Raw genomic sequence first — 13,099 nt, forward strand, 5'->3', positions numbered from 1 at the left:
TCTTTTTTTTATTTTTTTTTAAACTAATTTTTAAGAATTTTTTATTATACTTTTATAACTTTCCTATTTTTTCATAAATCTTATATTATAAGATAAACAAAAATTAAATCATAAATATTTAATTGGATATTAGGTGTAGTAAATGACTAATTATCATGATGAAATTTTAAATTTTGAAAAAATTGCAAAAGAACATACTGAATATATGAGAAATAGTGTTAACCTCATTGCTTCTGAAAATGTTACTAGTGTAGAAGTAACCGAAGCATTAGCTACTGATTTTGCTCACAGATATGCTGAAGGACAAGCATTTGAAAGGTTCTATGAAGGATGTCAATATGTTGATTTAATTGAAGATAAGACTAAAAAACTTTCTTGTAAATTATACGACTGTGATTATGCTAATGTTCAACCAGTTTCTGGAGTAACTGCAAACCTTGCAGCATTCTTTGGATTTACTAAACCTGGTGAAAAAGTAATGGCATTAGAAGTACCTTCTGGAGGTCACATATCTCATGCTGATGTAAGTGCAGCAGGTATTCGTGGATTAAAAACTGTTTTCCATCCATTAGATAAGGATATTATGAACATCGATATTGATGCAATGAACAAAAAAATCCTTGAAGAAAAACCACAAATTATCTTATTCGGTGGAAGTTTATTCTTATTCCCTCACCCAATTAAAGAAGCACGTGATGCAGCTGATGAAGTTGGTGCAAAAATTATGTACGATGGAGCTCACGTATTAGGTTTAATTGCTGGAGGACAATTCCAACAACCTCTTAAAGAAGGAGCAGACTTAATGATGGGAAGTACCCACAAAACATTCCCTGGTCCACAAGGAGGAATTATTCTCTCACATGAAGAAAATGCAGAAATTATTGATGAGGCTGTATTCCCAGGTGTTGTAAGTAACCATCATTTACATCATTTACTTGGTTTAGGTATTGCAACTACTGAAATGTTAGAATTTGGTAAAGATTACGCAAAACAAATCATTAAAAACGCTCAAGCATTAGGTCAAGCAATGTATGAAAGAGGTTTCGATGTATTATGTGAAGAACAAGGATTTACTCAATCTCACCAAATTGCAGTAGACTTATCTAACATTAGATCTGCATCTGATATTGCTCGTGAATTAGCTGATAATAATGTTGTTTTAAATAAAAACCTCTTACCTGGAGATAACAGAGATAATTCAGATGATCCATCAGGTATTAGAATAGGTACTCAAGAGATTACTAGAAGAGGGTTAAAAGAAAAAGAAATGGATGAAGTTGCAGAATTCATTAAACGTGTTGCAGTTGATAAAGAAAACATTGCTGATGAAGTAGCTGAATTCATGAATCAATATACTAAACTTGATTATTCATTCTCTGATAGGGAAGCTTATCAATATCACAAATTATAGATTAAAATGAGAATAGGATTTGCATTTACTGGAGCGGGTCATTTACTCAGAGAATCAGTACAAGTAGCTGAAAAACTCGCAAAAGATCATGAAGTTACCATATTCTTGTCTGGGGCTGCTGAAGAAGTCCTTAAAATGTATGGTCTTTATGAAAGGGTTGAACGTTTAACTGGTGGAAAATACCGGGAACTTGCAACTGATTCCAATCAAAAATTTTCGTATCCAATAACAGGTCGTCTTTCTCTTGGAAAGTATGATTTATTAATCGTTTCACCAGCTACAGCAAATACAGTTTCAAAAATTGTTTGTGGGATTGCAGATACTTTAGTGACCAATGCTGTTGCTCAGTCTGGAAAAGGTGCTGTTCCAGTGTATATGGTACCTGTTGATATTCATCCAGGTCCAATCGATACAGTTCTTCCATCTAAAATAGAATTGTCTAAATGTCAGTCATGTGATGATTGTGTTGCGGCTCTTGTGTGTGAACAGGGTGCAATAATCCCCCATGAAGAAATTAATTTGACAAAATGTATTGGATGTGGTTTATGCAGAAATTCATGCCCATATGATGCAATTTCTGAAGGTAAAATCATAACAATCTATATGAGAGATATTGATATTGAAAATACTCGTAAATTAAGTAGTATTGATAATATCAAGATATTTGAAAATCCGGAAGAAATCTTAGATAAAATCTAAGCAATCTCCTATTTTCAATTTTAACTTATCTTTTTTTGTTTCTAATATAAATTTAGCTTGTTTTTTTGGTCTATAAAATTTCCAAGGTTTCAAACTGGTTTTTTCATAAATTACCTTATTTTCATCAAAAAAATAGACATCTATTTCAAATCTCATGAAAATAGTATGAATGCTTGAATCTTTGAGATTTGTAAATATTGGTCCTTCATCAAAATCTTTTTTTAGCATCAATCCTTTAAAACGTTTGTAAAATGTATTTGCATAGGCTATTTTGATTTTTAATGTATTTTGTGGTGTTTTTTTTAAAATCATCAAAGTAATTTATCTTAATGGTTATATATAAATTTAGAGGAATGTTTTCTTTTTTATTTCACCACTAATTAACTCTTCAAATGCAATTTTGAAAGCTTCTTTTTCAAAGACTCCAGGAATCATTAATCTTTCACCATCGTAATTTATGAAATAATATGGGGTTGTACTTATTCCATTTGAAATAGCTTCGTCCATGTCAAGATCAACTTCAATAGAGTAGGTTTCCTTGTTTAGAAATTCTTCAATTTCACTTTTATTTAATCCACATGAAGATGTGATTTTTATTAATGTGTTGTGGTCTGCAATATTCTCATTTTTAATAAAATTAGATTCGAAGGTTTTTAGGATAAATTCTTGAGTTACTTCAGGATAATAACGTTCTAAATATTTAACAATTCTATGGGCATCTTTTGAACTTGTAAGTTGAATATCTTTGTAGTTCATGTTCAATCCTTCATTTTGAGCAATTTTTTCTAGTTCTTCAATTTCTTTTTCACTATCTTTGATGGATAATTCATTTCTAATTGCATATCTCTCTACGCTACTTACTGGAATATTACTTAATCCAGGTTCTAGTTCGAAGGATTTCATTTCCCATTTAACATCTAAATTGAGCTCATTACATATGTTCTTGATACGGTTCAGTCCAATGTATGAATAAGGGCAGTTAAAATCACTTAAATATTCTATTATCATTTTTTATCATCCTTATAATTCAATAAATTTATCTGGTTTCTGTAAACTTCTATGATTGTTATTTTATATCAAATTTTTTATATTAGTAATTACTTTATATCATAATTTTAAATTTAATTTCAAAATTAAGGTACTTCATTCTAACGCAAATCACGATTAAAATTATCAATTTTAAATGTGCTTTTATTAGAATACTTCTTCATTTTTCAATTTAAATTAATCAAGAATTCCTTTCTAAATTTTGTTTTTAATGTTATTTCCATAACCTTTATTTATTATCTAAAACAAAAAGATATATATTATAAATTAATTGATATGTGTGATGATAATATGAGAAATATTGTAGTAAAAGAATTAGACCAAACATATATTGAAGATTTGGAAATTGAAATTGTAGAAAGAAAAGGAATAGGTCACCCTGACAGTATCAGTGATGGAATTGCTCAATCAGTGTCTAACGCTTTATGTGAAATGTATCAAGAGGAATTAGGTGAAGGATTTATTTTACACCACAATACTGACGAAGTTCAAATTACTGCTGGTGATTCTGAGCCTGATTGGGAAGGTGGAATTATCAGAAAACCAATTGATATTTTATTAACTGGTAGGGGAGTTTCTGAATTTGAAAAAGATGGAAAAATTATTAAATTCCCACTTGAAAGAGTAGCAATTAAAGCTGCTAAAGACTTTTTAAGAGAAACAATTATTAACTTAGATGTTGAATTAGACACAGTTGTTGAATGTAAAATCGGTCACGGTTCTGGAGATTTAGTGAACGTATTTGATAGAAGCCCTGAAGCTATTCCTAAATCAAATGATACTTCCTTTGGTGTAGGTTTTGCTCCTTTATCTGAAGTTGAACAATTGGTTTTAGCAACTGAAGAATTATTAAATTCCAAAGAATTCAAAGTAGAACACCCGGCTGTTGGTCAAGATATTAAAGTAATGGGATTAAGAGAAGGGGATGAAATTACTTTAACCATTGCTTGTGCAATGGTTTCAAAATATCTTAAAAATAAAGAAGAATATATTGAAGTTCGTGAAAGCTTAAAATCTATTGTTGAAGAGCTTGCACATAAATATACATCAAGGAATGTTCAAGTTGATGTAAATACTGGAGATAATGATGATATTGAAGATAAATCTGGTTATTACTTAACTGTAACAGGTACTTCTGCTGAAATGGGAGATGATGGTTCTGTAGGAAGAGGAAACAGAGCAAACGGATTAATTACTCCATGCAGACCAATGTCCATGGAAGCAACTTCTGGTAAAAATCCTGTTAACCATGTTGGTAAAATTTACAATGTTTTAGCAAATAAAATGGCTAATGATGCTGTTAATGAAGTTGATGGTATTAAACAAATGCATATTATGCTTTTAACTCAAATCGGTTCCCCAATTAATGAACCTACTGCATCTATTCAAGTTATCCTTGAAGATGGTATTAAATTGGAAGATGTAGAAGATGAAATTAATGTTGTAATTAACAGGAACTTAGATAATATTAGGGATGTTACTAAATTAGTTATTGAAGGAAAAGCTAGAACTTTCTAGAGATTAACTATTTATTTATTATCGGCATGTCAATTTATTTGATTTTAAATCTCTTTTAAAGAGATTATTTATTTTTTTTTATTTACACATATTAATTTTAATTTTTGAGGAGTTACAATGCCAATACAAGAGGCAGAAAAATCATACAATCATGATAAAATAGAAAAGAAAGTACAAAAATTCTGGAAGCAGAATGAAACTTTCAAAAAAGTCAATGAACTTAGAGAACAGGGACCAAGATACTCATTTTTAGATGGACCACCTTATTGTAGTGGTAAAATTCACTTAGGCACTGCTTGGAACAAAGTTATTAAAGATTCATATCTTAGATTCAAATCAATGAATGGATTTAGCTTAAGAAGACAAGCTGGATGGGATATGCATGGTCTTCCTATTGAAAATAAAGTAGAACATTTAATGGGAATTCAAAGTAAACAAGAAATTGAAGAGGATATTGGAATAGCTACTTTTGTTGATAAATGTAGAGAATTCGCAATTGAAAATAAAATAGCTATGGAACATGAATTTGACCAATTAGGTGTTTGGATGGATTGGGATGATCCATATATGACACTTGATCCTAAATATATGGAATCTTCTTGGTGGACTCTTAAAAAAGCAAATGAGCAGAATTTACTTATAAATGACCAAAGAGTAATCAGTTGGTGTCCTCATTGTGGAACTGCACTTGCAGCTGCTGAAATTGAATATGAGGAAAAAGTTGACCCATCTATTTACATTAAATTCCCAGTAAAAGGGGAAGAAAATACATATTTCCTTGTTTGGACAACTACTCCATGGACTTTACCAGCAAACATGGCAATTTGTGCAAATCCAGAGTTTGATTATGTTTATGTTTTAAAAGATGGTGAAATTTACATTTTAGCTGAAAACTTAATGGAAGAAGTATTAGGTAAACAGGTTAAAATTCATAGAACTAAAATCCCTGCTGAATCTGAAGATGAGGAAGATCAAATCATCGAAGAAAAAGAAGTTATGTACGAAGTTGTTAAAACAGTTAAGGGTGAGGAATTAATTGGAATGAGCTATGATTATATTTTAGCTGATGAAGTTCCAAAACATGCTGAATTTGATAAAATCGAACCTGTTCACACTGTTTTATCTGGAGATCATGTAGAACTTGGTGAAGGTACTGGATTAGTACATACTGCACCAGGACACGGTCCAGACGATTTTGAAGTAGGTCAAGTTAATGATATTCCTATTTTCTGTCCTGTTGAGGAAGATGGATGTTTTAGTGAAGATGCTGGAAAATATGCTTCTAAATTTACTAAAGATGAAAATTCCCAAATTATCAAGGATTTAGAAGACAAAGGATTAATGTATAGGTCTGAAACCATTGAACACAGGTATGGTGTATGTTGGAGATGTAAAACTCCTATTATTTATCGTGCTACCAAACAATGGTTTTTAAAAGTAACTGACATTAAACAGAAAATGTTAGATGAAATTGGCAATGTTGAATGGGTACCTAAATGGGCTGGAGAAGGAAGGTTCTATGATTGGGTAGATAATGCTCGTGATTGGACAATTTCAAGACAAAGATATTGGGGTATTCCAATTCCTATATGGGAATGTCCTGATTGTGGTGAATTAAAAGTAATAGGTTCTCTTAGGGAATTAAAAGAAGAATCATTAACTGAAATAGATGTTTCTGATGCTGAACTTATCCACAGGCCGTATGTTGATGAAGTTGAAGTAAAATGTGACAAATGTGGAAAGACTATTAAAAGAATTCCTGATGTATTAGATGTATGGATTGACTCAGGAGTAGCTGGATGGGCTTCACTTTATTACCCTGAAGAAAAAGAAAAATTCAACGAATGGTATCCTTATGACTTTATTACTGAAGGTCACGATCAAACTAGAGGATGGTTCTATTCACAATTGGGTACTGGAGTGATTTCTATGGGTAAAGTTCCATATCAAAAAGTATTGATGCATGGATTTGTATTAGATGAAAATGGAAATAAAATGTCTAAATCATTAGGCAATGTAGTAGCTCCAGAAGAAGTAATTGAAAAATATGGTGCGGATGTTTTAAGATTTTACTTATTATGGGCTTCAAAACCATGGGATGATTTAAAATTCGTTTGGGATGAACTTTTAAACATTAATAAAATGTTTAACATTTTATGGAATGTTTATGTATTCTCAACCACTTACATGTCATTAGATGAATTTAATCCAATGGATTTAAGTGAAAATGATATTATTTTAAGGTCTGAGGATAAATGGATTATTTCTAAAGCAAATACTTTAGTTAAAGAAGTATCTGAAGATTTAGATAAATTATTCTTCCATAATGCAACAAGAAAAATTAATAACTTCATCTTGGAAGATTTAAGTCGCTGGTATGTGAGACTTATTCGTGGAAGAACTTGGGTTGAAAGTGATGATCCTGATAAATTAGGTGCTTATTATAGTTTATACACTGCACTTGTAAAATTAATTTCAGTATTATGTCCAATTGCACCTCATGTATCTGAAGAGATTTATGAAAATCTTGTAAAAGGAGTTAATCCTGATGCACATGAAAGTATTCACATGAACGATTGGGGATATGATGAAGAGGCAATTGATGTGGAACTTGAAGCAAAAATGGATGTTGTTCGTGATGTAATTGATGCATCTATCAGAGCTCGTGATATCGCACAATACAAACTTAGATGGCCAGTTTCAGATATTACTGTTGTATCTCAAGATGAAAAGGTTTTAAATGCTATTGAAGAGTTAACAGATATTATTAAAGATCAATCAAATACAAAAGATGTGCTTTGTGCTAGTGAATTCGAAAAATTATCATTTAATGCTAAACCTAACCTTAAAAATTTAGGTCCTAGACTTAAAGGAGATATGGGTAAGGTAATGAAAGTATTAAAAGAATCTGATGGTAATCAAATAAAAGCTGAAATTGAAGCAAATGGAAGTATCACTATTGAAGGTCATGAGTTATCAAAAGATGATGTATTATTCGACTCAGAACTTCCAGATGATTTTGTTTCATCAGAATTTGAAGGTGGAAATGTCTTTGTAAATACTAATGTTACCTTAGAAATTAAACAAGAAGCTATGGCTCGTGAATTAATAAGAAGGATTCAAGATATGAGGAAGGATTTAGATTTAGATGTTGAAGCAAACATTAATGTTGGTGTTGAAACTTCAGATGAATTTAAAGATTTAATCGTACCGCAATCTGAGGTTATTTCTCATGAAGTTAGAGCTAAAAGTTTAATTATATACACTAGTGAAGAATGTAGTAAAGATTCTAAAGAGTATACCAAAGAATGGGATATTGAAGGAGAAAAAGTAATTATTTCAATTAAAAATTAGGTGTTTAACATGACTTTAGCTGACTCTGAAATTGAATATATTGAAGAAATTCTTGGTAGGGAAATGAACGAACTGGAAGAAGGAATGCTTGATGTAATGTTTTCAGAACATTGTTCTTACAAAAGTAGCAGACCATTTTTAAGGGCTTTCCCAACTGAAGGAAAAAATATTATCTTGGGTCCAGGTGATGATGCAGGACTTGTATCTGTAACTGATAAATATGCGTTAGCAGTAGGAATGGAATCTCACAACCATCCTTCAGCTATTGAACCTTATGGAGGTGCAGGTACCGGAATTGGAGGTATTTTAAGAGATATCATATCTATGGGAGCAATGCCAATTGCACTTTTAGATTCACTTAGATTTGGACCATTAGAAGATGATAAATCAAGATATCTATTTGAACATGTTGTTAAAGGAATATCTGACTATGGAAATCGTGTAGGAATTCCAACTGTTGCTGGTGAAATTGAATTTGATGAATCTTTTAGGACAAATCCTCTTGTAAATGTAATGTGTGTAGGACTTGTTGAAAAAGATAAAATCGTTCGTGCTCAAGCACCTAATATTGGGGATGTATTCCTTTTAATGGGAGGAACAACTGGTCGTGATGGAATTCATGGTGTAACATTTGCATCTGAAGAACTTACTTCTGATTCTGAAACTGAAGATAGACCAGCTGTACAAGTAGCTGATCCATTTACTAAAAAAAGAGTTTTAGAAGCTTCATTAGAAATTCTAGAAAAAATAAATGTTAGTGGTGTAAAAGATTTAGGTGGTGGAGGTCTCACCTGTTGTATATCTGAACTTGTAGATTCATCAAGTAATGGAGCATTAGTAGATTTACGTTCTATTCCATTAAGAGAAACTGGTATGACTCCATATGAAATCATGCTTTCTGAATCACAAGAAAGGATGGTATTTGTTATCAATCCTAATGATGTGGAACTTGCTTGTCAAATATGTGATAAACATGAAATATCTTCAGCAGTTATTGGTGAAGTAATTGAAGGAAATAATATGGTTATTTCAGATGAAGGGGAAACAATTGCTAATTTACCAACTATTCTCTTAGCAGATCCACCTTCAATTGACAGACCTATTGCAGAGATTCCAGAGGATACAGATGAAATAATTGTTAAAGATCCTCCAATTTACGAATCATTCTCTAAATTATTATCTAGTCCGAATATAGCTTCAAAAGAGTGGGTTTATAAACAATATGATCATGAAGTTCAAGTAAGAACTGTTGTAAAACCTGGTGATGATGCAGCAGTTTTAAGAATTGATGAAAACACAGCAATTGCACTCACCACAGATTCAAATACAATTCACACTAAATTATCTCCATTTGATGGAGCTGCAGGTTGTGTTGCAGAAGCTATTAGAAATGTTATTTCAATGGGTGCAACTCCATATGCTGTTGTAGACTGTCTAAACTTTGGAAATCCAGAAACTCCAGAAATTTTATGGCAATTCAAAACAGCTATTGAAGGAATGAGTTTAGTAGCTGAAAATTTCGATGCACCTGTAATTAGTGGAAATGTAAGTTTCTATAATGAAACTGAAGGAGTTAAAATTAATCCAACTCCTGCTGTAGGAGTAATTGGTGTAGAGGATATTGAAAATATAAGAACATTAGACTTCAAAAATGAAGGAGATAAAATTATCTTAATAGGTAAAACCTATGATGAATTATCTGGATCTGAATATCACAGGACTATCCATAATATTGAAAAAGGAATAGCTCCAAAAGTCAGAATTGAAGAAGAAGTTGCTAACGGTAAAACAGTTTTAGATTTAATCAGCAATGATAAGGATAAAAATATCACTGCTGTGCATGACGTATCTGCTGGTGGACTTGCAGTAGCTTTATCTGAAATGGTTATCAAATCCGGACTTGGATGTGATGTGACTTTAGAAGAAGATAACTTAGATAAAATCCAAATGCTTTTCTCTGAAAGTCATGCTAGATATATTTTAACCGTAAAAGCTGATGCTTTAGAAGATATTTTATCTCAAATTGATGTTGAAGTAAAAGTTATTGGGGAAGTAAAAGGTACTTCATTATTTATCAATAATCATGAATTTAAATTTGAAGATTTAGATGATGCATATCATGGTGTTATTGAACAATATATGGCTTAAATAACACGGGGGGGAGTTTAATATGTTTTTATCTAAATTAGAATCTTTAAAAAAAGCTATTAAATTAGTTGATGATAATCAAAAATACACAGAAACTGAAGAAATTCCTATAGCTGATGCTCATAAAAGAGTTTTAGCAGAAGATATCATGGCATTTCATGATTCTCCTCCATTTGATAAATCTGCAATGGATGGATTTGCAGTAATTGCTGAAAATACTTTTGGTGCATCTCAATCTGCTCCTAAGAAATTTAAAATCATTGATGCAATTGGGGCTGGAGATTTCTCATCTAAAACAATTGGTGATAATGAGGCTATAGTTATTGCTACTGGTGCTCCAATTCCTGATGGAGCGAATGCTGTTTTAATGAAAGAGTATACTACTACTGATGGTGATGATTTAACAATTTATTCCCAAGTAACTCCTGGTGAAAATGTAAGTCCAAAATCTGAAGATATAGAAAAAGGCCAAAAAGTATTGGATAAAAATACTTTTATAAGATATCAGGAAATGGGTTTGATAGCTTCTGCAGGTTATGATACTGTTAAAGTCTTCAAAAAACCTAAAGTTAAAATTATTATCACAGGTAATGAATTAGTAGAACCTACAAAAGAAGAAATTGATAAAGCTAAAATTATTAATTCAAATAAATTCACTATAAAAGCAATGGTTGAAGATTCAGGTGCTGTTGCTGAAATTGCACATGCTGGTGACACATTTGAAGAAGTAAAGGAGGCTATTTTAAAAGCTTCTGAGGAATATGATGTTATCATAACAACTGGAGGAACAGCAATAAGTAAAGGAGATGTTGTTTTAGATGTAGTAGATGACATTGGAGATATATTATTCCATGGTGTTGCTGTAAGACCAGGTAAGCCAGTAGGTGCAGGTGTAATTAATGAAAAAATGATATTTACACTTTCAGGACAACCTGTAGCATCTATGAGTCAATTTGACATGATTGTAAGAAAATACTTATTTGAAATGCAAGGAAGGTTTTTTGATTTTCATGTTGAAAAAAGAATATCTGAACTTAAAATTCCTTCTCAACTTGGTAGAACAGATTTCATACGTGCGGTTGCTGATGATGAACATGCAAAACATGTGTTAAATAGGGGTTCTGGTATTATTAGGTCAATGGTTGAGGCGAATAGCTATATCATAATTGACGAAAATGATGAAGGGTATCAAAAGAATGATATAGTTAATGTAGTGTTCTTTAATTCATTACTTTGGTAACTCAAAGGTGTATTTAATGAATGGCATTTATTATTATTTGATAGCTTTTGTTATCATCTGGGTATTAGTCGCAATATTTCATGAGAAATTATCTAATCGAGGTGTTGAGTTAAATTTTCCAGTAATAATGTGGAAAACTCAAAGGTTTAGAGGACTAATATCTAAAATCTCTAATTTTTCTCCAACATTCTGGAGATGGTACATGAATGTTGGTATTATTGTGGCATTTGGTGCTATGATTTTTATAACTGGAACATTAATTTCATCATTGCCATCAGTTTTTGACACACCGGCTGTTTCAATTGCAGTTCCAGGTGTTGAAATTCCAGGATCTACATTTTATGTTCCTTTTGTATATGGTTTAATTGCTCTTGCAACTGTATTGATAGTTCATGAATTTTCTCATGGTATACAATCAGTTTGTGAAAAAATTCCAATAAAATCAATTGGTCTTTTATTATTTATTTTTCTTCCAGGTGCATTTGTTGAGCCTGATGAAAAAAGTTTAAAGAATTCTAAAAAAGCATCGAAATTAAGAGTTTATGCTGCAGGATCAATTGCTAATATTACACTGGCACTTATTGCAATACTTTTAGTATCTTTAATATCTATGGGTATCCCACATTATTTTGAAGAAGATGGTATAGCAATAGATAGAGTAGTTTCGGATTCTCCTAGTGAGGGAATATTAAAAGAGGGTATGGTTTTACAGGCTATTGATGATTATAAGATAAATGATACTGAGTCATATGTTAACATTGTAAAATCTTTTAAGCCAGGAGATAATGTTACGGTTCAGACAGATCAAGGTAGCTATTCACTTGTGTTAGATAAAAATCCAAATAATGAATCACTAGGATTTTTTGGAATTCAAGCTACTAAACATTATGAGCTATTAAATGATAGTTTAGGGTCTCTACCATGGGTTTTATTTAATCTTTTAGAATTATTTAATTGGGTGTTTATTTTAAACATTGGAATTGGGTTGTTTAATCTACTTCCACTCAAGCCATTAGATGGTGGACATATGCTTGAAACATTGCTGACCTATAAATTTGAAGAGCAAGGGGTAAAGCGATTTGTAAATGCATTGTCAGCGGTCATGGCAATAATAATTATATTTAATATTTGTGTTGGTTTTTTATAAAAATAAGTATAATATGATTAGAGTGATTTAAGAGATTAATCTCTTATATTATTCCGTTTTTTTTTAAAAAAATAGGAAAAGAAAGAATTAGATAATTCTTTCGATTTTATTTTTAGAAATATCTGGATAAGATTCCTTCTAAGATTTTGTAGTGACGACCTTCGTCTTTGGAACTTTCTCTGAAGAAATCAGCAGCAGTTTCAATACCTGCTTCTTCAGCTTTTTCAGAAGCTTCTCTTTTTTCTGCATTTGCCATTTTTTCTCCACCCATCATCCATTCGATGTTTTCTTTGAGGGTGTCTTTAATGATTCCATTCATTTCACAGAATCTTGCAGCATGTTCAGCTTCTTCCCATGCTAATCTTTTAAATACTTCAGCTAATTCCCCATAACCTTCTCTAGAAGCTTGTCTAGACATTGCTAAGTAAATACCTACTTCGTTAGTTTCACCTTCAAAGTTTCCAGCAACATATTTTTCAACAGGGGTTCCTTTTGTAATTCCAATACTATGTTCATATTTAACCATTTAAATCAC

General features: G+C 31.4%; 10 protein-coding genes. 7 read left to right on the forward strand and 3 right to left on the reverse strand.

What is annotated here, in order from left to right; all coding sequences use genetic code 11:
• The first annotated feature begins 142 nt into the window (after positions 1-142).
• Positions 143-1,411: a serine hydroxymethyltransferase gene (glyA, locus tag ACI389_RS04555; RefSeq protein ID WP_439780358.1), complete on the forward strand. Its 1,269-nt coding sequence runs from the start codon at positions 143-145 to the stop codon at positions 1,409-1,411.
• A gap of 6 nt (positions 1,412-1,417) precedes the next feature.
• Positions 1,418-2,110 carry a dihydromethanopterin reductase (acceptor) gene (locus tag ACI389_RS04560; RefSeq protein ID WP_439780359.1) on the forward strand — a complete coding sequence of 231 codons (693 nt, stop codon included), beginning with the start codon at positions 1,418-1,420 and terminating at the stop codon, positions 2,108-2,110.
• Here the strand turns inward: ACI389_RS04560 and ACI389_RS04565 are convergent.
• Both ACI389_RS04565 and ACI389_RS04570 read right to left on the reverse strand, forming a co-directional pair.
• Positions 2,096-2,422 carry a DUF192 domain-containing protein gene (locus tag ACI389_RS04565; RefSeq protein ID WP_439780360.1) on the reverse strand — a complete coding sequence of 109 codons (327 nt, stop codon included), beginning with the start codon at positions 2,420-2,422 and terminating at the stop codon, positions 2,096-2,098. The two genes, ACI389_RS04560 and ACI389_RS04565, sit on opposite strands and share 15 nt — an antisense overlap.
• 33 nt (positions 2,423-2,455) lie before the next feature.
• The gene (locus tag ACI389_RS04570) at positions 2,456-3,118 is read right to left on the reverse strand and encodes a DsbA family oxidoreductase (RefSeq protein ID WP_439780361.1); all 663 of its coding nucleotides are present in this window, start codon (positions 3,116-3,118) and stop codon (positions 2,456-2,458) included.
• Positions 3,119-3,448: 330 nt separating this feature from the next.
• Between ACI389_RS04570 and ACI389_RS04575 the strand changes: the two genes are divergently transcribed.
• The 5 genes from ACI389_RS04575 (at position 3,449) to ACI389_RS04595 (ending at position 12,564) form a co-directional block, all read left to right on the forward strand.
• Complete coding sequence (locus ACI389_RS04575; RefSeq protein WP_439780362.1) at positions 3,449-4,675, forward strand: methionine adenosyltransferase; 1,227 nt, start codon at positions 3,449-3,451, stop codon at positions 4,673-4,675.
• Between the two features lie 117 nt (positions 4,676-4,792).
• Positions 4,793-8,029 (forward strand): isoleucine--tRNA ligase, encoded by a 3,237-nt coding sequence (gene ileS, locus ACI389_RS04580; protein WP_439780363.1) that lies wholly within the window; start codon positions 4,793-4,795, stop codon positions 8,027-8,029.
• 9 nt (positions 8,030-8,038) lie between these two features.
• Positions 8,039-10,177, forward strand: a complete 2,139-nt coding sequence (gene purL, locus ACI389_RS04585) for a phosphoribosylformylglycinamidine synthase subunit PurL (protein WP_439780364.1) — start codon at positions 8,039-8,041, stop codon at positions 10,175-10,177.
• A gap of 22 nt (positions 10,178-10,199) precedes the next feature.
• The gene (locus ACI389_RS04590; protein WP_439780365.1) at positions 10,200-11,417 is read left to right on the forward strand and encodes a molybdopterin molybdotransferase MoeA; all 1,218 of its coding nucleotides are present in this window, start codon (positions 10,200-10,202) and stop codon (positions 11,415-11,417) included.
• A 16-nt stretch (positions 11,418-11,433) separates the two neighbouring features.
• Positions 11,434-12,564 (forward strand): site-2 protease family protein, encoded by a 1,131-nt coding sequence (locus tag ACI389_RS04595; RefSeq protein WP_439780366.1) that lies wholly within the window; start codon positions 11,434-11,436, stop codon positions 12,562-12,564.
• 112 nt (positions 12,565-12,676) lie between these two features.
• Here ACI389_RS04595 and ACI389_RS04600 read toward each other — a convergent pair whose 3' ends face one another.
• Positions 12,677-13,090: a ferritin-like domain-containing protein gene (locus tag ACI389_RS04600; RefSeq protein ID WP_439780367.1), complete on the reverse strand. Its 414-nt coding sequence runs from the start codon at positions 13,088-13,090 to the stop codon at positions 12,677-12,679.
• Positions 13,091-13,099: the final 9 nt, after the last annotated feature.

This window comes from Methanobrevibacter sp. (assembly GCF_051877095.1).
Classification (GTDB): Archaea; Methanobacteriota; Methanobacteria; order Methanobacteriales; family Methanobacteriaceae; genus Methanocatella.